This window comes from Streptomyces sp. NBC_01176 (assembly GCF_045039825.1).
In the GTDB taxonomy this organism is placed as follows: Bacteria; Actinomycetota; Actinomycetes; order Streptomycetales; family Streptomycetaceae; genus Streptomyces.
The window spans coordinates 42449-64038 of record NZ_CP108600.1; the positions used below are offsets into that span (position 1 = coordinate 42449).

Here is a 21590-nt window from a genome sequence, read left to right on the forward strand (position 1 = left end):
ACCCCTCCCCGGCACGAGACATGCCGCCGCGGGAAGAGCGAAAACAGACCAGCTCAGCCGTCTCTTGCACCATGCCCACACACGACGTACGAAGCGGCGCACGTTGGACAGCCTGCCGAACTCGGGTACGTCGTATCCTTCCGTCGATCAGCCGGACGGAGAAGCGGTGTCTCCCTTGGTGGAGCCTTTCTCGGTGGAGGCGAAGGGGTACTCGTCGCACTGCAGGCCGTTGTCGACCGCACCTCCGTGGGGGTCCCCGTCGCGGGGCCGCCGGCGGGTTCAGTGCTGTCCGGCGGCCGGTGGCGGCGTCCCGCGCCATCGCCGCAACTACCCGGCCTTTTCGGCCTCGCCGCCGCCCTGTGCTGCTACTAGAGGCTCGTCCGCCTCACCACGTAGGACACGGTCTTTAGCCAGGACGGGGTCAGGCCGCCGGGAATTTCCGTCCGTTGCGGTGACCGCCATCTGGCGTTCATACCTGTCTCACCGCTCCGGTCGACCGTGCTTCCTAGCGTCCGTGAGTGCGCGCACCGCTGACCTGCCGCAGCCCCCTGTCAGGTTCGGAGCGCTGCTGTCCGGTCGTTGTGCGACTGCACCCGACGACGCGAAAGGCCCCTGGAATGTCCGAAGAACCCAAGCAAACCAGAATCTCTCGTCGCAACGCGCTCGGCCTGTTCGGCGCGACGGTGTCCGGCGCCGCCGCCGGGCCACTGGTCCTCGGCGCCGGAACCGCCGAGGCGGTCCCGGCGCAGTCGGAGGTCACCGGTCTCACCACCGGCTCGGCCACCACCCCCGTCCAGGGCCTGCACCTGACCTTCGGCGCCGACCCACGCAGCCAGATGGTCGTCTCGTGGGTCACCGACGCGGCCGTCAAGAACCCTCGGGTCGTCTACGGCACGCTGGGTGGCGGCTTCGGCTCGACCGTGCACGCGAGGACGAAGACCTACGTGGACGGCGCCTCCGGGCGGAGCGTCTGGGTCCATCACGCGCTGATCAGCAAGCTCAGGGCCGACACCGGCTACCTGTACGCGGCCCAGCACGACGGCGCCACCCCCGACGCCGGTACCTTCCACACGGCGCCGTCCGGCCGAGCTCCGTTCACCTTCACCAGCTTCGGCGACCAGGGTGCGCCCAGTGTGACGTGGAAGACCGGAGCGAACCCGGCCGACGCCTCGGGCCGGGACTTCGAGCCCAACGCCACGCCCGCCGCCGCCGACATCGTCACCGGCGTCGAGAAGGTCGGCCCGCTGTTCCACCTCCTCAACGGTGACCTCTGCTACGCCAACACCGGGCCCGACCGCATCCGCGTCTGGCGCGACTTCCTCGCCAACAACAGCCGCTCAGCGCGATTCCGTCCGTGGATGCCGGCCGCGGGCAACCACGAGATCGAGCTGGGCAACGGCAAGCTCGGTCTCGACGCGTACCAGACGTACTTCGAGCTGCCCTCGACCGAGACCCAGCCCGAGCTCGACAACCTCTGGTACTCCTTCACGGTCGGCGCGGTGAAGGTGATCTCCCTGCAGAACGACGACATCGCCCTGCAGGAGGGGGGCGACATCTACATCAACGGCTACTCCGGCGGTCGGCAGCTGGCCTGGCTGGAGAAGGAGCTCAAGTCGGCACGGGCTTCGAAGGACATCGACTGGATCGTCATCTGCATGCACCAGGTGATGATCAGCTCTGCGACCGCCGCGAACGGCCCCGATCTCGCGCTGCGTGCGGCGTACGGGCCGCTGTTCGACAAGTACGGCGTCGACCTGGTGCTCTGTGGCCACGAGCACGACTACGAGCGCTCGTTGGCGGTGCGTGGCGTCGTCCCGGGCAGCGTCACCCTCACCCCCAACCCGAGTCAGAGCGCACTCGACGTGATCGACAGCGCGCACGGCACAACGCACATGGTCCTCGGCGGTGGCGGCGTGTCCGGCATCACCAACAACAGCTTCACCACCGACGACGCCGACGGTCACGGGCATCACTCGGCATACGTCCAGACGGAGCACGTCGGCAAGTTCAACTCGGTCAAGGAGAAGGAGACGGCGGTGTGGATCGGCGTCCGCGACGCGGAGCATCCGTACGGCTTCGCCGAGTTCGCCGTCGACCCGGGCCGTCACCCCGGTGACGTGACCCGCATCCACGTCACCTACTACAACATCATCACGCCCACGGGTGAGCTGTCGGTCTTCGAGAAGTTCACGCTCCAACGCCGTCGTAGTGACGGCGGCCACGGCCGGCACTGACCCACCGCGAGCAGCAGCAGTAGTCGTCAACGCCTGGGGCCGGGACGTCGTCCCGGCCCCAGGCGTTGCGCGCGTCGATGGCGCAACGGGACGGGTCCAACTCGTCCGGCACCTGCACGACGTGACGAGCTCCGTGAGTACTTCACCGCTGTGACCAACCAGTGCGCACCGGGCAGGCACGACCCACGTGACGGACAGCATGACGATGACCGACTGGTTCCGCACCATGCTGCAAGCCCTGGACCGCTGAACCACCCGCCCTTCTGGGGCGGCGCAGCCGCCCCCGGGCGCCGCCGTGGTCGGGTCACCAGCGGGTGGATACGTCGTCATGCCCCAACCGGCCAACCGGCCAGCCGCCGGCATCAACACGCACACCCGCTGTCGTCACACCTGCTCGTGTCGCGGGGTGGGCCTGCCCCGGCCCGGCCGGGAGGCGCACGGTCGTGCGGGCGGCACACACGCACCGTGTCCCTTCGGGGCGGCGGGCGGGCGGGGTGCCGCTGGTAAAATGGCGGCACGCTTCGATGTCGCCGGGGTCCGTACCGAAAGGGGTACGGGCCCCGGCGCGTTTCGGGCGTCGTATCGAGGAAGGTTCCCCATGAACGCGAAGCCGCCAGTTTCTGGACTCCCCCGTGCCGGCGAGCACCGGTCGGCGGCGGTGCCGCAGGGTGAGCTCCCGGTGCCGCAGGCGGTCTCCGCCGGTCTGCCGCCGGCCGCGTCCTTCGACGCGCTCGGGCTGCCCTCGGAGCTGGTGGGGGCGATGAGCGGCCTGGGGGTGACGGAGCCCTTCCCGATCCAGGCGGCGACGCTGCCCAACGCGCTGGCCGGCCGGGATGTCCTGGGCCGGGCGCGGACCGGTTCCGGCAAGACGCTGGCCTTCGGGCTCGCGCTGCTCGTGCGGACGGCGGGTCTGCGCGCGGAGTCGAAGCGGCCGCTCGCACTGGTTCTGGTGCCGACCCGGGAGCTCGCGCAGCAGGTGAGCGATGCGCTGGAGCCGTACGCGCGGACGCTGAACGTGCGGCTGGCGACGGTGGTCGGCGGTCTGTCGATCAACCGGCAGACGGCGCTGCTGCGCACCGGTGTCGAGGTGGTCGTCGCGACGCCGGGACGGCTGGCCGACCTGGTGTCGCGGCGGGACTGCCAGCTGGGCCAGGTGCGGATCACGGTGCTGGACGAGGCGGACCAGATGTGCGACCTGGGGTTCCTGCCGCAGGTCTCGGAGATCCTGGACCAGGTCCGCGGCGACGGTCAGCGGCTGCTGTTCTCCGCCACGCTCGATCGCAACGTCGACCAGCTGGTACGGGGGTACCTGCACGACCCGGTCGTCGTCTCGGTCGACCAGGTGGCCGGCTCGGTCGCCACGATGGAACATCACGTGCTGAACGTGCACGGCGCCGACAAGTACGCGACGGCGACCGAGATCGCGGCGCGGGACGGCCGGGTGCTGATGTTCCTGGACACCAAGGCGGCCGTGGACCAGTTCACCCGGCATCTGCGGGCCAGCGGTGTACGGGCCGCCGCCCTGCACAGCGGGAAGTCGCAGCCGCAGCGGACGCACACGCTCGCCCAGTTCAAGGCCGGTGAGGTCACCGTGCTGGTGGCCACCAACGTCGCCGCGCGGGGCATTCACATCGACGCGCTCGACCTGGTCGTCAACGTCGATCCGCCGGCCGACGCCAAGGACTATCTGCACCGGGGCGGGCGTACGGCGCGTGCCGGGGAGTCCGGGAAGGTGGTCACCCTGGTCACCCATGGCGAGCGGCGCGAGGTGAACCGGGTGATGTCCGAGGCCGGTATCCGGCCGACGGTCACGCAGGTGCGTTCCGGTGAGGAGGCGCTGACGGCCATCACCGGGGCGAAGCGGCCGCCGGCCGGGGCGAAGGGCGGCGGCCATGTCCCCTTCGCCGGCCTCGGTTCGCGTGCGGGCCGTCCGGCCAAGGAGTCCCGCAAGGCCGCCGAGGCCCGCAAGGTCGCGGAGGCCCGCGCGGCGGCCCGGACGCGCAAGGGGCGCTGACACCGGGGCCCTGCCGGGCCTCTACCCGGCTCTGCTGGGGTGGCCGTGGCACGTACGCGGCCGGCGGGCGCCCGCACGGCGGCACGGCGCCCACACGGCGGACGGGCGGCGGCACAGCGGACGGGCGGTATGCCGCGGGCGTAGATCGCAGGGGGCGGGCGGGCGCAGGCCGCGGGCGTAGATCGCAGCGGGCGGGCGGGCGCAGGCCGCGGGCGTAGATCGCAGCGGGCGGGCGGGCGCAGGCCGCGGGCGTAGATCGCAGCGGGCGGGCGGGCGCAGGCCGCGGCGTGGTGGTTCTATCCCTCGGGCGTGGTCAGCCAGGTGGCGACGGTCTTCAGTGCGCCGGGGCCGGAGTCGGAGCTGACGTTGCGGGCCAGGTCGGCGACGGAGACGGATCGCAGGGCGTTGCGCCAGGCGGTCTCGGCGTCGGCCATGGCGCGGCTGATGGCGCAGGGGGCGGGGCAGGACTCGGGCGGGGCGGCCAGCGGGCCACGCTGGCGGATCTCGGTGCAGACGAAGGCCGGGCCGGGTCCGTCGACGGCCTCGACGACGTCGAGGACCGTGATCTGTGCGGGGGAACGGGTGAGGACGTAGCCGCCCGCCTTGCCCTGGACCGACCGGACGAGGTCGGCGCGGGAGAGTGCCTGGAGCTGTTTGGCGAGGTAGCTGGGCGAGACGTCGTGCAGTTGTGCCAGCCGTGCGGCCGGTACCGGTTCCTCCACCGAGGTCAGCACGACACAGCAGTGCAGTGCCCATTCGACCCCGCCCGACATCTTCACGGCTTCACTCTAATCCACCCCCGCTTGACTCGGACATCAAGTGTCCGAGTATTATCCCGGACATTGAATGTCCGAGTAGGCGGCATGGAGTGCGTACGCGTCTCTTTGGCTATATAGCGGACATAAGCCATCAAAGAAGGGCAGGACGGGTCATGAAGATCGCGGTCATCGGCGGAACCGGGCTCATCGGATCGCAGGTCGTACGGGACCTGAACGCGGCCGGGCACGAGGCGGTCCCGCACTCGCTGTCCACCGGCGTCGACGTCCTCACCGGCAAGGGCCTGGACGCGGCGCTGGAAGGCGCCGACGTGGTCGTCAACCTGACCAACTCCCCGACCTTCGACGACGCCTCCCCCGCGTTCTTCCAGACGTCGATGGACAACCTCCTGGCCGCGGCCCAGCGAGCGGGCACCGGGCACTTCGTCATCCTGTCCATCGTCGGCGTCGACCAGGTCCCCGAGCTGGACTACTACCGCGCCAAGACCCTCCAGGAGGACCTCCTCAAGGCCGGCCCCGTCCCCTACTCCATCGTCCGCGCCACCCAGTTCATGGAGTTCATGGACGCCACCCTGTCCTGGACCGCCGACGACGACACCGTCCGCCTGCCCCGCACCCTCCTCCAGCCCGTCGCCGCGGCCGACGTCGCGGCCACCGTCGCCGACGTCGCGGCCGGATCCCCCCTCGACGGCACCCTCGACCTCGGCGGACCCGACACCTACCCGCTGGACGAGATCGGCCGCATCACCCTCGCCGCCAAGGGCGACAAGCGCCCGGTCACCGTCGACGACACCGCCGGCATGTTCGCCGTCCCGAAGGGCGACGTCCTCACCACCAAGGAAGGCGCCCGCATCGCCGCCACCCGCTACACCGACTGGCTGAAGTAGACCCCGCGGGCCCCCGCCAGGGGCTGCTCGGGTGGACCTTCCCCAAGGCCCCCGTCCGCGGGGAAAACGGCGCGCGCCGGCCGGCCCGCGGGCGGTACGGTCCCCAAATGCTCGATGACGACGGCTACTTCGGAGAATCCATCGCGGCCGGCTACGACGACTCGGCCGCGGACATGTTCCAGCCGGGCGCGGTCGATCCGGCGGTCGACCTGCTGGCCGAGCTCGCCGGCGGCGGCCGGGCGCTCGAGTTCGGCGTCGGCACCGGCCGGATCGCGCTGCCGCTGGCCCGCCGCGGGGTCCCGGTGCACGGGATCGACATGTCCCGGGCCATGGTCGCCCGGCTGCACGCGAAGCCGGGAGGCGACGCCGTCGGGGTGACGATCGGCGACTTCGCGACGGCGGAGGTGCCGGGCACGTTCGCGGTGGCGTACCTCGTCTTCAACACGATCAACAACCTGACGACGCAGGACGCCCAGGTGGACTGCTTCCGCAACGCCGCCGCCCATCTGGACCCCGGCGGCCGCTTCGTGGTCGAGGTGGGGGTGCCGGACCTGCGCCGGCTGCCGCCGGGACAGAACGCCGTGCCGTTCCACATCAGTTCGACCCGCTGGGCGTTCGACACCTTCGACGTCGCCACCCAGGCGATGAGTTCGCACTACGTCACGATCACCGACGGGCGCGCGGAGCACTGGTCCCTCCCGTTCCGGTACGTGTGGCCGGCCGAGCTGGACCTGATGGCGCGCCTCGCCGGGCTGCGGCTGCGCGACCGGTGGGAGGACTGGACACGGGCACCGTTCACCGGCGAGAGCACCCGGCACGTCTCGGTCTGGGAGAAACCCGCCGCCTGACCCGGCCGGGCCGGACCCGCACCCGGCCCCGGGAGCGCGCGCCCGCACGGCCCCGCGCACCGGCCCGGTCCGGGCCGGTGCGGCACCGCGGGGGCGGCGCGGGTGGGACGCGCACCACGCATGGGCCTCACCTCGCGCCGCCCGCCTGCCGTACGGGGTCGGTCCCGGTCGCCTGCGGCAGCCACGTGGCACCCGCCTGGGCGGCCCGGATGAAGGCGCGTACGTGGGCGGGCAGGACGGCGCCGTTGAGCCAGGCCAGGGCGATCGGCGCGCTGGGCAGGTCGCTCACCGGGACGGCCCTGATCCGCGGTGACAGGCCCGCCTCGACCGAGCGGAAGGAGAAGTGCAGGGCCTGCGTGGTGGTCAGGGTGCGGGTCAGCGCGTCCTGGGTGGTGAGGGTGTGGACGCGGCGGATCGGTGTCCCGGCGGGGGTGCGCGGGGGCACGATCAGGTCCCACACGGACTCCGGGAAACCCTGCGGCCGGTCGAAGGCGTCATAGGAGGCGGCCTCCTCGACCGACACCGTGTCGCGGGAGGCGAGCGGGTGGTCCGTGCCGACGAGCACGGCGCGGGCGTCGAAGCCGACCGGCGGGCCCACCGCGATGTCGTTCTCGTGCGGGCTGTACTTCACCAGCATGACGTCGACCCGGCGGGTGCGCAGCTGTGTGAACGACTCGCGGACGCTGGAGGGGACCAGGACGAAGTCCTCGATGCGGGCGCCGGTGCGGGCGATGACGCCCTTGGCGAGGTCCGGTGTCACGTGTATGCCGAAGCGGATCGCGGGGGCGTCGGTGGTACCGAGGCCGCGGGTGGTCGGCTCGGGGCCGGTCAGGTGAACCATGTCAGAGCTCCTCGGTGAGGCGGCGTTGATGGGGAGGGCTGGGGGTGCGCCCAGGGAAGTGCCGTGGGGCACCCAGGAAGTGCGGTGAGGGCACCCGGGGGTGCGGTGAGGGCACCCGGGGGTGCGGTGAGGCGCCGTACGCCGGATCGCGGCGCGGTGCGTACGGCGGTGAGCGTGCGTCCGCGGGCCGCCGGGCGGAGTACCGGACGCGGCGTCAGCCGGCCGCCGGGGCCGGTCGGTCCGGCCACGACGGCTCCGGCCGCGCAGGCGGCCGAGGCGGCCGAGGCGGCCGAGGGGGTGGGTCCCCCGGGCGCCGGTGACCCGCGCGGCGGGGTGGTGCGCGTCGCGGCCGGCGCTCCCCGGCCGCGACGGCGAGGCGGTCCGGCCGTGCGCCGCCGTCCGGCCATGCACGGCCGTGCGGCCGTGTGCGCCGGCGCCTTCGGCGCGCATCGGTGAGCGAACGCCCGCCCGTCCTGGTGCGGGAGCGGGAGCGGGCCGCCGGCACGGGGCACCGGGTGAGGGTGGCGGTGCGGTGGGCGGCCGTACGCGGGCCGGGTGCGGCCGGTGGCCGCCGGAGAGCGCGGCGAGCGGGGCGGGAGCGGGTGGGCGGAGTGCCCGGGAGCGGCCCGGCGGGCTCGCGTGGAGCGGGTGCGGTGCGGCGGCGAAGGGCCGCGCGGCGGGTGTGCGGTCGCCGGCTGCCGTCACGCACCGGCCGGCGGCATGCGGGCACCGCTGGGCCGTGTGCCCCGCCCGGTGTCCGTGGTCCGGGCGCACGCGGGCCGCCCGGTTCCCGGTGTCGGTACATCCGGGAATCCGGTGGCCGCCCGGTGTCAAAAGGCGGGAGGCAGCGCGTGCGCGGGAGGACATCCCGGTGGCCAGGGCCGCTGACGCCGGGTCAGAGACCCGGTGCCCGGACGGGTTCGGCCTTGTCCCTGTCCCGCGGTCTGCCCGGCCGGCCGGTGCACCTCGCGGCGGCACCGCTGACGCTCAGTGGTGTGCTCATGCCGTCAGCCTCACGGGTCGGGAGCACCGCGCGACAGCCGGGAGGGGCACATCTAATAATTCACTTACGGATCGCTTCCCGTTCGGACGGTGCGAGGTGGGTCAGGCCTGGCGGCCGAGGTCGGCCAGCGGCTCGCCGGAGAGGCGGAAGACGGTCAGTTCCTTGCCCTGGACCGAGGGGATCTCCGCGCCGAGCGACCGGTAGAAGGCGGCCGTCGGTTCGTTGGTGACCCTCCCCCACCACTGCATGTGGCGGTAGCCGCGTGCGACGCACAGGCCGGCGAGGGTGCTCAGCAGGGCCGTGTCGAAGCCGCGTCCGACCGCGTCCTCGCGGACGTAGATGTCGTCGATGTGGATGGCGGTGCCGCGCCAGGTGCTGTAGACGAGGGCCCACAGGGTGTAGCCGACGATCTCGTCGGTCTTGTCGTCGACGGCGAAGTGGGCCCAGGCGACCGGGTCCGGGCCGAACAGGGCGCGGCGCAGTTCGTCCTCGTCGGTGCTGATCTGCTGGGTCGCCTCCTCGTTCTCGGCCATCCCGTGCACCATCGTGTGGAGCAGCGTGAGGTCGTCGGCGGTGACTGGACGAATCATGTGTGCCATCCCCTGGGTCCTGGTGGTCCGATGAACCGGCCGCGTGGGTGCGGCGGGCGGGCCGTGCGGCGTCGGGGTGCCGCGGCGGCCGGGCCCCGGGGGCTCAGGTTCGCACGCGTGTGCAGATGCCATGGATCGGTCGCGAGGGGAACTGGTGGAATTCCCAGACTTTGCCGTGCGTGCTTCCCGCAGGCGGGGTTGGGAGGTAAATACGGGGGTGGTCGGGAGGGTTCGCGTCGTCCGTCTCAGGATTACCCTCGAATGCGGGTGGCCAAGCTGGCGGGGAGATGCTTGTACCACATGGCGGGCCGGGAGGAAAAGTCCTGTCGGGCTTCGTCCTGCTCTCCCGGGACGTTCCATTGTTTTCCCTACCACCTGCCTGCCGAGGTATCGGGTCGGTGGCTGTGGCGGCCAGAATTCATTGTCCGGAGGCGGCCTGCAGGTGTGGTGACACAAGAGCCCGGCGGTCGCGTGGCCGGAGTGACGATTCAACGCGCAGAGAGGCAGCCATGATAGAGCCGGTACGGTTCGAGCTCAGCGCCCGGGACATTCCCGAGACCTGGTACAACATCGCCGCCGACCTCGACTATGTGGCGCCGGTGTTGAGCCCGGCGACCGGCAAGCCGGTCACTCGTGACGAGATGACCCGCACGATGCCGGAGGCGCTGGTCGACCAGGAGCTCAGCAGGGAAGCCGAGTTCGAGATCCCCGGAGAGGTGCGGCAGTTCTACGCCCGGTGGCGGCCGGCGCCGCTGCTGCGTGCCCGTGGTCTGGAGAAGGCCCTGGACACGCCGGCGCGGATCTACTTCAAGTACGAGGGTGTGGCGCCGACCGGCAGCTTCAAGCCGAACTCCGCGATTCCGCAGGCCTATTACAACAAGCGTGCGGGCCGTACCGGTCTGATCGCGGAGACCGGTGCGGGCCAGTGGGGCAGCGCGGTCGCGTTCGCCGCGTCCCTGTTCGGCATGGACGCCAAGGTGTTCATGGTGAACGTGAGCTTCCAGCAGAAGCCCTACCGGCGGGCGCTGATGGAGACCTTCGGGGCGAGCTGCACGCCGAGCCCGAGCATGGAGACCGAGGCCGGGCGTGCGGTGCTGAAGGAGAACCCGGACCACCCGGGCAGCCTGGGCATCGCCAAGTCCGAGGCGCTGCAGGTCGCCTTCTCCGACCCGCGCTGGGGCTACACCCGCGGCAGCGCGCTCAATCACGTGTGTGCGCACCAGACGGTGATCGGGCAGGAGGCCATCCTGCAGATGGAGATGGCCGGGGACTACCCGGACATCGTGGTCGGGTGCGCGGGCGGCGGCAGCAACCTGGCCGGGCTGTCGTTCCCGTTCCTGCGGGCGCAGTTGCACGGCGGGCCCAGGATCCGGTTCATCGCCGCCGAGCCGGCCGCGTGCCCCTCGCTCACGCAGGGGCGGATCGCCTACGACTTCTCCGACACCGCCGGGCTGACCTCGCTGACCCGTACGCACACGCTGGGCCACCAGTTCGTGCCGCCGTCGGTGCACGCGGGCGGGCTGCGGGCGCACAACATCGCTCCGCTGGTCAGCCGGGTCGTGGAGGAGGGCCTGATGGAGGCGGTGGCGCTGCGTCAGCGTGACTGCTTCGAGGCCGGTGTGCTGTTCGCGCGTACCGAGGGCATCGTGCCCGCCCCGGAGTCGACGCACGCGATCCGCGGCGCGGTCAACGAGGCGATCCGGTGCCGTGAGGAGGGGGTGGGCAAGACCATCCTGTTCGGCCTGTCCGGGCACGGAAACTTCGATCTGAGTGCCTACGACCGTTATCTGTCCGGCAGTCTCGCCGACGACAGCATCGACCCGGGCGCCCTCGAGCACGGGCTGGAGAGCATTCCCAAGCTGGTGAACGCCTGACGCAGCCCGGCCCGCCCGCAAGCAGGAGCACAGGAGAAGGGACGGGACGATCCCGTGAAACGTGTCAGCGCCGTGCAGTTCGTGGTCCTGGGGGTCATCTGGGGCTCCAGTTATCCCCTGATCAAGGTCTCCGGCGAGGGGCTGAATCCGGGGCAGCTGGTGCTGGCCCGGCTGGTCCTGGGGGCGGTGGTCCTGATCGGCATCGGTGCGGTGACGGGTGCGGGGCTGCCGCGCTTCGGCTTCGTGTGGGTGCACATCACCGTCACGACCGTGCTGGGCATGGTCGCGCCGTTCCTTCTCCTCGCGTGGGGTGAGCAGCACACCAGTGCCGCCATGGCCGGTGTGCTGACCGGTGCGACTCCGCTGCTGACGCTGGGGCTGGCCACGGTGCAGCTGCGCAGTGAGCGGGCGACGGCGCGCCGCAGTGCGGGGCTGGTGCTCGGCTTCGCGGGCATCGTGCTCGCCATCGCGCCCTGGAACGGGGCGACGGGTACCGCGGGCGGCGAGATGGCGTGTCTGGCGGTCGCCGTGATCTACGCGGGGCATGCGGTGTTCGTCCGCAAGTTCCTGTCCGACCGCGGTATCTCCCCGATGTCCTCGGCCAGTGCGCAGGTTCTGGTGGCGCTGGTCATCCAGGCGGCGCTGGTGCCGTTCCTGGGCTGGCGCACCCCGTCGTTCACCTGGTCGGTCTCCCTGAGCATCGTGCTGCTGGGGGTGTTCGGCACGGGGCTCGCCTATGTGCTCTACAACCGGCTGATCGCGGACATCGGTGCGACCGGTGCCTCCGCGGTCAACTATTTGGTGCCGTTCATCAGTCTGGTGGTCAGCGCCGTCTTCCTCGGGGAGCGGTTCAGCTGGAACGTGCCGGTCGGCGGTGCGGTGATCGTGGTGAGCATCCTGCTCGGCGAGAACCAGCTGTCGCGGCTGGGGCGGCGTGCGGTCGTCACCGGTCCCGAGCCGGAGTTCACGCCGGCCGCGGTGGCCGTGGGGGCGCAGCCCTCGGGTGAGGCGGGGCGCGTTCCCTGACCGTGCGGGCGCGCCACGGTGCCGCCGGGCGGGGTGCAAGTCCCCGTGCGTGAGCGGCGGGCCGGGGCCGCGGGCCGTGGTGGAACGGATCCGGTGCGCGGCGCGCACAGCCGGGTGCGCGCCGGGATCGGCGCGTTCACGAGCCGGGGCACCTGTGGCCCCGGTGCCTCATCCAGGAAGTTTGGAGGTTGATGTCGCAGATGGCCGCCACCGGTCCCTCTACCCGACCGATCCGGATCGCCGTTCTGGCCCGCCGGCCGCTGCTCGTCACGGCGCTGCGTGCCCTGATGGCCGCGGAGGCGGAGCTGGAGGCGGTCGGGGTGGCCGATTCCCGGCCGCAGCTGCTGCGTCTGCTGGACGAGCAGGAGCCGCGGGTCGTGCTGATCGACGACTCCGATCCGGGCTGGGAGACCGGTGACATCCTGCGGGCGGTCGTCGGGCGGGCCGGCGGGGTGGCGGCGGTGGTGCTCGTCGACCAGTGCGTGGACGAGACGGCGCTGGAGCATCTGCGGGCCGGGGCGGACGGGTTCGTGCCGCTCGACGCGGCGCTGAGCGAGATCGCCACCGCGATCCGCGCGGTCTCGGACGGGTACGCGGTGCTGCCGCCGCCGCTGACGCGCCGGCTGGTGGATCTCCTGGTCCGGCGTGGGCCGGCGCAGGCGGTGGTGCCGCAGGTGTCGACGCTGACGTCGCGGGAGCGGGAGATCTTCGATCTGATCGCGGCGGGCATGTCCAACAGCGAGGTCGCCCAGGCGCTGGTGCTGAGCGAGAAGACCGTGAAGTTCCATGTGTCCAACCTGCTGCGCAAGCTCGGTGTGCGCAGTCGTGCGCAGGCCATCGTCCGTGCGTGGGACCGGGGTGTTCTGGCCGGCCCGCAGGGCGGGGGTTTCTAGGTTTCCGCGCTGTCGCCGAAACGGGTGCGGGATTTTCTGGAATATGTGTGTCACCGCTGTTGTGGCGGATCCTCGTCGTAGGCGGTCCGGGCCGGGTGCAATTCGCGGTCCGGGCCGTCTCGATGAGGTTTTCTGTTTTCAGGATCGGGTCGGCGGTAATGCGCCCGAGATGCCTGTCACAGTTTATCCGCTGCGTTCCGTGCGATCCGGTCCGGATGCAGGTCCAAAGAACGGGTACAAAACCCGGCCGCTAGTCCGAAGAAATTGACGGGGCGGCGCCGTCAGAATGTTCGTGACGGTATATCCGGTCGGAGGACTCGATGGCTCGGGTCCGCCGATTTTCGATCAATGGGGAGTCATGTCCAGATCGGTGGCGGCGGACGTCGCAGTGCGTGCGAGGCAAAGCCCGGACGATCCGGCGCTGCTGTTCGGCGGCGCGCGGGACGAGGTCGTCACGTACGCCGAACTGGTCGGGGCGGCGGAGCGGATCGGTGCCGAACTGGCCGGCCGGTATCCCGACACCCGCCGCCCGCTCGCGCTCCAGGCGTCGAAGTCGACCGTGGCGATCGCCACGGTCCTGGCCTGCATGCAGGCCGGACGGCCGCTGCTGCTGGCCTCCACGGAACTCGGCCGGGAACTCCTGGCCGAGCTGGTCGAACGCAGCGGCTGTCAGGCCGTCCTGGGGGTCGTCGAGGAGCGTCTGACGCACCGTCCGGTGGCCGGTGACGCGCAGGGCGGGACGGTGCTGCCGCAGAACACCAGCCTGCTGCTGACGACGTCCGGTTCCACCGGCATCCCCAAGCTCGTTCCGCTGGGCGCAGCCGGCGTCGACGCCTTCACCTCCTGGGCGGGCAGCGCGTTCGCGCTCGGCACCGGTACGCGGGTGCTGAACTTCGCCCCGCTCAACTTCGACCTGACCCTCCTGGACATCTGGGGGACGCTGCGGCACGGCGGCTGTGTCGTACCGGTGGACCACGACCGGTGCGTCGACACCAGGTACCTGCTGGCTCTGCTGGCGAGCACCCGGCCGCACGTCGTGCAGGCGGTGCCGATGTTCTTCCGTCTGCTGACCGAGGCGGGCAGCGCCTCCGGGTTCCCGGGCGTGCGTGAGCTGCTGCTGACGGGTGATCATGTGCCGCGGTCGGTGCGGGCCGGACTCGCCCGGCTCTTCCCGGCGGCGCGGCTGCACAACGTGTACGGCTGCACCGAGACGAACGACAGCATGATCCACACCTTCTCCGCCGCCGAGGCGGCCGACCGGGAGGTGCTGCCCCTGGGCAGTCCGCTGCCGGGCGTGCTGGTGGAAGTGGTGGCCGACGGCGCGGTGCTGCGGGGCGCCGGCAGCGGCGAGCTGCTGGTCTCGACGCCGTTCCAGAGCGCCGGGTATCTCGGTGAGGCGGGGGCGAAGGACCGGTTCGTCGTGCGCGGTGACCGCGTCTGGTACCGCACCGGTGACGTGGTCACCCGCTCGGCCGGCGGTGAACTGGCCCTGGTGGGCCGCACCGACTCGCAGGTCAAGGTGCGTGGTGTGCGGATCAACCTGGAGGAGGTCGAACGGGTCCTCCAGGGCCACGGTGGCGTCGCCGAGGCGGCCGTGGTGGCCGTGCCGCACCCCGTCTCGGGACGTGCACTGCACGCGTTCGTCCGGCGCAGCGACGACGCGGTGACCGGACTGCAGCTGCGCAGCTACTGCGCCGCCAAGGTCAACCGGGCGGCCATTCCCGCCGCCTTCCACCTGATGACCGACCCACTGCCGATCGGGCCCACCGGCAAGGTGAGCCGTCGCCTCCTCATGGAGAAGATCGAATGACCATCCAACGCGACATCACCGCGCACATCGTGGCGGAGTACCTGCCCGGCACGCCCGTCTCGGAACTGGACCCGTCCTACGACCTGCTGGAGAACGGGGTGATCAGCAGCCTCGATCTGCTGCGGCTCATCGAGTGGCTGGGTGACCGCTTCGACATCCCGTTCGCCGACCTGGAGATCTCCCCGGACGACTTCCGGTCCGTCGCCGCCGTCGAGAAGGTCGTCCGCCGTTACGCGGGCGCCGCCGCCCCCGAGTAACCCCCCGCCCCCTCGCACCTCCACTCCCCAGGAGAAAGAAAGGAAACCATGTTCATTCGCGAGAAGTCGCAGGTCACACCGGTCGAGTGGGGAAGCGGTCCGAGTCACCGCCTCCTGGTCGAAGCGGACAACATGGGCTTCGGCATCTGCCACACGGTCGTCCGCGCGGGCACGAAGTCACGGCTGCAGTACCGGCGTCACCTCGAGGCGTGCTACTGCATCTCCGGCTCGGGCCGTGTCGAGGCCGCCGACGGCAGCGTCGCGCAGGACCTGACCCCCGGTGTGCTGTACGTCCTCGACGAGCACGACGCCCACTTCCTGATCGCCTCCCCCGACCAGGACATGGAACTGGTCAGTGTCTTCAACCCGCCGCTGAAGGGCGACGAGAGCCACGCGCTCAGCGACGAAGCCTTCTCCCAGTACTGAGGATCGGACACTCCCCCGTCATGATGCGCTGGAGCGAGGAACAGCAGGAACTGCGTGAGGCGATCGGCGCCGTGGCCGCGAAGCTCGGCGCCGACCATCTCGAACGCGACCAGGCCGGCACGTTCGACCGGGACGGCTGGCAACGACTCAAGGACGTCGGCCTGTTCGGGCTGCCGTTCGACCCCCGGCACGGGGGGCTGGGCAAGGACCTGCTGACCACCGTCCACGTGCTGGAGCAGCTCGGCCACGGCTGCCAGGACTCCGGGCTGAACTTCTCGGTCTCCACCCACATGGTCAGCACCGGTGTCCCGCTCCAGCGGTTCGGTTCGTCGGCGCTCAAGGCCCGCTACCTGCCGGAGATCTGCGCCGGCACGATGATCGGCGCGCACGCCATCACCGAGCCCTCCGGCGGTTCGGACGTGATGGGGATGCAGACCACCGCCGTCCTGGACGGCGACGACTTCGTCCTCAACGGGAGCAAGTCGTTCATCAGCAACGCCTCGATCGCGGACGTGATCGTCGTCTACGCCCGTACCGGCGCGCCCGGGGATCTGGCCGGGATCACCGCGTTCCTGGTGCGCCGGGACTCGCCGGGGCTGTCGGTCGGCAACCCCATCTCGAAGATGGGGCTGCGCACCTCGCCGCTGGCCGAGGTCTTCCTGGACGACGTCCGGGTGCCCCGCGATCACGTGGTCGGCAGCAAGGGCGCCGGGTTCCTCATCTTCGACCACGTCATGAAGTGGGAGATCCTGTGCGGCTTCGGGATCAACGTCGGGGAGATGCGCCGGCGGCTGGAGCGGTGCGTGGAGTACGCCCGTACCCGTACCCAGTTCGGCTCGGTCATCGGCGCGAACCAGTCGGTCGCCAACATGATCGTCGAGATGCGGATCGACCTGGAGACCTCGCAGAAGTGGATCTACGACACCGCAGAGAAGGTGCAGTCCAAGGCCGACGCCGCCAGTGACGTCGCGATGACCAAGCTGGTGGTGAGCGAGGCGAACGTGCGCTCCGCGCTGAACGCGATCCAGGTCTTCGGCGGTTACGGCTACGTCAGCGAGTACGGAGTCGAGAAGGACCTGCGGGACGCCGTGGGCGGGCGGATCTACTCCGGCACCTCGGAGATCCAGCGCCAGCGCCTGGCCACCCTCATGGGCCTGAACCGCCCGCTCAGGCCCGCACAGGCCTGAGGACCCGGAAGGAATCCCGAGAGACATGGCAGAGAACACCGGTGCCGCCGCCGCGGCCGGCACCGCCACCGAGACGGCCACGCTGGCCGCGACCGAGTTCCTGGACCACCGCTCGCCCACCGTCCGCGCGTTCGTCGACAAGGCCCTCGCCCGCGCGAAGGAGAGCGAGAGCGACACCCAGAAGGCGATAGCCCTCTACTACGCCGTCCGGGACGGCATCACCTACGAGGTGTACGGCGCCGACCTGACCCGGCACGGACTGAGCGCGACCGGCGTGCTGGAGAAGGGCTTCGGGTTCTGCGTCCACAAGTCCATCCTCTACGCGGCCGCGCTGCGTGCCGTGGGCATCCCGAGCCGGGTCTACTACGGCGACGTACGCAACCACCTCGCCTCGCCGCGGCTGCGGGAGCTGGTCGGCGGGGACGTCTTCCGCTTCCACAGCCTGACCGTGGTCAACCTCGACGACCGGTGGGTGAAGGCGACCCCGGTCTTCAACAAGCTGCTCTGCCGGCTCTACAAGATCAAGCCGCTGGACTTCGACGGCCGCACCGACAGCCTGTACCACCCGTTCGACGAGGACGGCCGCCGGCACATGGAGTTCATCCACGAGCACGGCTCCTTCGACGACGTTCCCTACGACCTGGTGGTCGGCGGGATCCAGCAGGCGCACCCGCAGCTGTTCGCGAGCGCGCACACCACCGTCTCCGGATCGCTGGCCGACGAGGCCGCGACCGCGACGGTCTGAGACGGCGTCCGGTGCGGCCCCACCCGGTCTCCCCCGCCGGGCGGCCGCACCGGACCGCCCCACCGCACCCGCAGGCACCCGCACGCACGCACCACGCACCCCCACAGGAACGGAGATCGCTGTGTCGGCAGCGGCAGGAATCGTCGACGACCTCACCGGATACGCCGAGTACGCCGGCTGGTCGCACACGCTGCACCGCAGCCGTCCCGGAGGACACCTGGTGCTGCCGGGCGCCTACCTGAAGTGGTACGACATCCGCGGCGCGGAGCAGGACGCGACGCCCGCGGTGAGCGACCGGGCCCGGGTGTTCCTGCGGGCCGAGGAGGCGGCCGGACGGCTCGCGTTCCGCAAGGAGTTCGGCTACGTGCTGCTGCACCGCTGCGGCGACAACTTCTTCATGCAGGTCTGCGTGTGGCGGGACCGCAACGAGCTGGTCCAGGCGATCTACGCCGACACCGGCGGCGGCTTCCGGCCCTACGAGCAGGAGCCCGGCCTGCAGCTCGCCGCCCAGGACGTCGTCGAACTGGATGTGACCGGGCACGAGCGGCGTGCCTGGTCGCTCTACCTGCGATCGGCGCGCGACACCGCCGCGAAGCGGGCCTACCTCGACGACTTCGACACCGAGCGCCCGGTGGGCTGACGACTGCGAAAGGCAGGAAGCGCCGTGTTGCTTCACCCGGTCACCGACCACGCGTTCCACCCCCGCCTCACCGGTGAGATCCGCTCCGACCGTCCGCTGATCGTCGCGGCCGTGGAAGAGGAGGCGGCCCGCCTGGACGACCGGTTCCCCCTCCTGGTCACCGGGATAGGAAAGGTCAACGCGGCGGCGGCCCTCGCACTCACCCTGTGCCGGGGCGAGCGTCCCCGCGAGATCGTCAACCTGGGCACGGCCGGGGCGCTGAAGGAGGGCCTGGCGGGCGTCCACGAGATCTCCCGGGTCGTCCAGCACGACCTCGACACGGCCCTCCTGCACAGGATCAGCGGCCGCGTCCACGGTGCTCCCCTCACCGTGGACGCGGGCCGCGGCCCCACCCTGGCGACCGGGGACACCTTCGTCACGGACTCCGCCGTCCGCGACCGGCTCGCCCTCGAGGCCGACCTCGTCGACATGGAGGGCTACGCCGTCGCGACCGTGGCACAGCACCTCGGCATCCCCGTACGCCTCGTCAAGTTCGTCAGCGACAGCGCCGACGACGACGCGCACACCACCTGGCCCGAGGCCCTCGACCACGCCGCCGGGATCCTGGCCGGCTGGGTCGGGGAGCACATCGCCTCGCCCCGCACGCCCCGCCGTCTGCCCCGCCGCACCCGCACGTCCGTCACCTTCACCGTCCACCCGCTGTCAGCGCCCCACGCCGCATAGGGCTGCACCGCCGACAGCCCCTCGCACCCAAGGGAGCGCTGTGTCTCACCGCCTGTTCACTTCGGAGTCCGTGACAGAGGGACACCCCGACAAGATCGCCGACCAGATCAGCGACACCATTCTCGACGCCCTGCTGCGCCAGGACCCCACCTCACGCGTGGCGGTGGAGACACTGATCACCACCGGGCTGGTGCACGTGGCCGGCGAGGTCGCGACCACGGCCTACGTGCCCATCGCCCAGCTCGTCCGGGACAAGATCCTGGAGATCGGCTACGACTCCTCCGTCAAGGGCTTCGACGGCCTGTCGTGCGGGGTGTCCACGTCGATCGGTACGCAGTCCCCCGACATCGCCCAGGGCGTCGACTCCGCGTACGAGAAGCGCGCCGGGGACGGGGACAGCGACGACCTGGACCAGCAGGGCGCCGGCGACCAGGGCCTGATGTTCGGCTACGCGACGGACGAGACGCCGGAGCTGATGCCGCTGCCGATCCACCTGGCGCACCGGCTGTCGCACCGGCTGTCGCAGGTCCGCAAGAACGGGACCGTTCCCTACCTGCGCCCCGACGGCAAGACGCAGGTCACCATCGAGTACGACGGCGACCGGGCGGTCCGGCTGGACACCGTCGTGGTGTCCTCGCAGCACTCCGCGGACATCGACCTGGACTCCCTTCTCGCCCCGGACATCCGCGAGTTCGTGGTGGAGCCGGAGGTGCGGGCGCTGGCGGACAACGGCATCAAGCTGGACACCGAGGGCTACCGCCTGCTGGTCAACCCGACCGGCCGCTTCGAGATCGGCGGCCCGATGGGCGACGCCGGCCTGACCGGCCGCAAGATCATCATCGACACGTACGGCGGCATGGCCCGCCACGGCGGCGGCGCCTTCTCCGGCAAGGACCCCTCCAAGGTCGACCGCTCCGCCGCGTACGCGATGCGCTGGGTCGCCAAGAACGTCGTCGCCGCGGGTCTCGCCTCGCGCTGCGAGGTCCAGGTCGCCTACGCCATCGGCAAGGCGCGGCCGGTCGGCCTGTTCGTGGAGACCTTCGGCACCCACACGGTCGACGTCGACCGGATCGAGAAGGCCATCGACGAGGTCTTCGACCTGCGCCCGGCCGCGATCATCCGCGATCTCGACCTGCTGCGCCCGATCTACGCGCAGACCGCCGCGTACGGCCACTTCGGCCGCGAGGGCGACGCCTTCACGTGGGAGCGCACCGACCGCGTCAACGCCCTGCGCACGGCCGTCGGGCTCTAGGCCGCACATCGTCCTGTCAGGGTCAGGGAGGGCGTCCGGCCGCGCCCTCCCGCACACACCAAGGGCCCGGCATCCGCGGGGATGCCGGGCCCTTGGTGTGTGTTCCCGCGGGGCGCCACCGGGCGGCCGGGGCCGCCGGGCAGCGGCTCAGCCGTGGGGCGCGTACGCGTGCAGCCGCTTGGTCCACTCCGGTGCGAGCAGTGCCCGCGCGCTCTCGCGCGGGACGCTGAAGTGCACGTCGCGGCTGTCGTCGTCGGCCGGTGTGGGGGTGACCAGGAGTGTCCAGGGGACGGGGCTGGAGGGGAACTCGAACCAGAACGGCCGTCCCGCGCCGAAGTCGATCTCGTAGACGGGCAGCCGGCTGACGTTGTTGATTGCGACGGTTCCCCCGAAGGCGTCCAGGGCCATGCGGCTGAGGACCAGGTGGGTGCGGCGGGCGTCGCGCTGGGCCTGCAGGAAGGCGACCTCGTCGCGGACCCGGCCGGCGGTGACGCCGTCGACGGCCCGGCGGACGGTCGCGACGGTGTCGGCGAGGGAGGCGGCGCGCAGTTCCGCGGCCGGCAGCTGCGGGGTGACGTTGGTGACGGCGTTGCCCCAGTATCCGTCGGGCAGGGCCGCGCGCAGGGCGGAGCGCAGGCCGACGACCATGCCGAGGCGCTCCACGCTGTCGTCGGGGCGCGCCCGCAGCTCGGCGAGGACCTTCCACAGGTGGGCGCTGAGGGCGTCGCCGCTGGAGACCCGCAGGCCGCTGCCGGCGAGCGAGGCGCGGGCGTGCTCCTTCAGTGCCCGTATCTCGTCGGCGGCGAAGCGCAGGGTGACGGTGCGCACGCGCCGCGCACCGGCGTTGACCCGGAGGATGAAGCGGGCCTTCTGCGGTCCGGACACCAGGGCGTACTGGGTGCTGTGTCGTGCGGCGTCCGGGGCGGCGCCCTCGGCGACGCCGTCCAGGAGGGTGCGGGCGTACGGCGCCGCGCGGTGCTCCTCGCCGTGGTGGACGCGCGACCAGTGCCGCAGGAAGTCGAGGTACCCCGCGCCGTCGACGATGCTGTGGTTGATCGCGATGCCGAGGACCGAACCGCCGCCGCGCATCTGGGTGACGCGCACGGTCAGCAGCGGGGTGTCGTGCCCGACGATCCGGAAGGCGCTGGCCTTGTGGAGGTAGGAGCCGATGTCGTCCTTGGCCGAGCGGCCGAGTCCGTACGCGGGCATGGGCCGGTCGCTGTGGCTCTCGGTGAACGGGACGCCCGCGTCGCTGCAGACGACGCTGAGCCCGCGGTCGTCGTCGCGGACCAGCCGTCCGGTCAGCAGCGGGTAGTGCGCCAGCGTCGCGGTGAGCGAGGCGCGCAGCGCCGCGGCGTCCAGTGTCCGGCGGTAGTAGAAGGTGCGCGGGGTCGCGAACGTGCCGGTCATGAGGTCGTAGACACTCAGGCGCACGCGTTCCCCGGTCGCTTCGCCGGCGCGGACGGTGACGGTGTGGTGCCGTGTCCGGGACGCGGCTGAAGAGTTGTTCACTGTGCCTCACTGGAATCGGCCTGCGGGCGCGCCTGTTGACCTGGCACTCCAG

General features: G+C 71.4%; 19 protein-coding genes. 15 read left to right on the plus strand and 4 right to left on the minus strand.

Features of this window, described 5'->3' with window-relative positions:
- Nucleotides 1–617: 617 nt before the first annotated feature.
- Together OG199_RS00215 and OG199_RS00220 are read left to right on the plus strand one after the other, a co-directional pair.
- A complete protein-coding gene (locus OG199_RS00215) occupies nt 618–2234 on the plus strand; it encodes a purple acid phosphatase family protein (protein WP_405827147.1) in 1617 nt (538 codons plus the stop codon).
- A 598-nt stretch (nt 2235–2832) separates the two neighbouring features.
- Complete coding sequence (locus OG199_RS00220; protein WP_405827149.1) at nt 2833–4248, plus strand: DEAD/DEAH box helicase; 1416 nt, start codon at nt 2833–2835, stop codon at nt 4246–4248.
- Between the two features lie 296 nt (nt 4249–4544).
- Here the strand turns inward: OG199_RS00220 and OG199_RS00225 are convergent, their stop codons facing one another.
- Nucleotides 4545–5021, minus strand: coding sequence for an Rrf2 family transcriptional regulator (locus OG199_RS00225; protein WP_356806522.1), 477 nt, complete (start codon nt 5019–5021; stop codon nt 4545–4547).
- Nucleotides 5022–5179: 158 nt separating this feature from the next.
- Here OG199_RS00225 and OG199_RS00230 point away from each other — a divergent pair, with 158 nt between their 5' ends.
- Nucleotides 5180–5911, plus strand: a complete 732-nt coding sequence (locus OG199_RS00230; protein WP_356806521.1) for an NAD(P)H-binding protein — start codon at nt 5180–5182, stop codon at nt 5909–5911.
- A gap of 107 nt (nt 5912–6018) precedes the next feature.
- Complete coding sequence (locus OG199_RS00235; RefSeq protein WP_405827152.1) at nt 6019–6759, plus strand: class I SAM-dependent DNA methyltransferase; 741 nt, start codon at nt 6019–6021, stop codon at nt 6757–6759.
- A gap of 127 nt (nt 6760–6886) precedes the next feature.
- Here the strand turns inward: OG199_RS00235 and OG199_RS00240 are convergent, their stop codons facing one another.
- Together OG199_RS00240 and OG199_RS00245 are read right to left on the minus strand one after the other, a co-directional pair.
- Nucleotides 6887–7600 carry a LysR substrate-binding domain-containing protein gene (locus OG199_RS00240; protein ID WP_356806518.1) on the minus strand — a complete coding sequence of 238 codons (714 nt, stop codon included), beginning with the start codon at nt 7598–7600 and terminating at the stop codon, nt 6887–6889.
- Nucleotides 7601–8704: 1104 nt separating this feature from the next.
- Entirely contained in the window at nt 8705–9193 is a 489-nt protein-coding gene (locus OG199_RS00245) for a GNAT family N-acetyltransferase (protein WP_356806516.1), read from the minus strand.
- Nucleotides 9194–9702: 509 nt separating this feature from the next.
- Between OG199_RS00245 and OG199_RS00250 the strand changes: the two genes are divergently transcribed.
- The 11 genes from OG199_RS00250 (at nt 9703) to metK (ending at nt 20026) form a co-directional block, all read left to right on the plus strand.
- Complete coding sequence (locus tag OG199_RS00250) at nt 9703–11067, plus strand: TrpB-like pyridoxal phosphate-dependent enzyme (RefSeq protein ID WP_405827155.1); 1365 nt, start codon at nt 9703–9705, stop codon at nt 11065–11067.
- A gap of 54 nt (nt 11068–11121) precedes the next feature.
- Nucleotides 11122–12093 carry a DMT family transporter gene (locus tag OG199_RS00255; RefSeq protein WP_356806514.1) on the plus strand — a complete coding sequence of 324 codons (972 nt, stop codon included), beginning with the start codon at nt 11122–11124 and terminating at the stop codon, nt 12091–12093.
- 191 nt (nt 12094–12284) lie between these two features.
- Nucleotides 12285–12986 carry a response regulator transcription factor gene (locus OG199_RS00260; protein ID WP_356806512.1) on the plus strand — a complete coding sequence of 234 codons (702 nt, stop codon included), beginning with the start codon at nt 12285–12287 and terminating at the stop codon, nt 12984–12986.
- 358 nt (nt 12987–13344) lie between these two features.
- Entirely contained in the window at nt 13345–14796 is a 1452-nt protein-coding gene (locus OG199_RS00265) for an AMP-binding protein (RefSeq protein ID WP_405827157.1), read from the plus strand.
- Nucleotides 14793–15053, plus strand: coding sequence for an acyl carrier protein (locus OG199_RS00270; RefSeq protein WP_356806509.1), 261 nt, complete (start codon nt 14793–14795; stop codon nt 15051–15053). The genes OG199_RS00265 and OG199_RS00270 overlap by 4 nt, the downstream gene beginning before the upstream one ends.
- 48 nt (nt 15054–15101) lie before the next feature.
- Nucleotides 15102–15479, plus strand: a complete 378-nt coding sequence (locus tag OG199_RS00275) for an ectoine synthase (RefSeq protein WP_168525108.1) — start codon at nt 15102–15104, stop codon at nt 15477–15479.
- A 20-nt stretch (nt 15480–15499) separates the two neighbouring features.
- A complete protein-coding gene (locus tag OG199_RS00280; protein ID WP_351724610.1) occupies nt 15500–16666 on the plus strand; it encodes an acyl-CoA dehydrogenase family protein in 1167 nt (388 codons plus the stop codon).
- A gap of 25 nt (nt 16667–16691) precedes the next feature.
- Nucleotides 16692–17411 (plus strand): transglutaminase-like domain-containing protein, encoded by a 720-nt coding sequence (locus OG199_RS00285; RefSeq protein ID WP_356806506.1) that lies wholly within the window; start codon nt 16692–16694, stop codon nt 17409–17411.
- A 121-nt stretch (nt 17412–17532) separates the two neighbouring features.
- Nucleotides 17533–18051 (plus strand): hypothetical protein, encoded by a 519-nt coding sequence (locus OG199_RS00290; RefSeq protein ID WP_356806504.1) that lies wholly within the window; start codon nt 17533–17535, stop codon nt 18049–18051.
- A gap of 24 nt (nt 18052–18075) precedes the next feature.
- Complete coding sequence (locus tag OG199_RS00295; protein WP_405827161.1) at nt 18076–18774, plus strand: nucleosidase; 699 nt, start codon at nt 18076–18078, stop codon at nt 18772–18774.
- A 40-nt stretch (nt 18775–18814) separates the two neighbouring features.
- The gene (metK, locus tag OG199_RS00300) at nt 18815–20026 is read left to right on the plus strand and encodes a methionine adenosyltransferase (RefSeq protein ID WP_351724618.1); all 1212 of its coding nucleotides are present in this window, start codon (nt 18815–18817) and stop codon (nt 20024–20026) included.
- Between the two features lie 147 nt (nt 20027–20173).
- Here metK and OG199_RS00305 read toward each other — a convergent pair whose 3' ends face one another.
- Nucleotides 20174–21538, minus strand: a complete 1365-nt coding sequence (locus tag OG199_RS00305) for an acyltransferase (protein ID WP_405827164.1) — start codon at nt 21536–21538, stop codon at nt 20174–20176.
- Between the last annotated feature and the right edge of the window lie 52 nt (nt 21539–21590).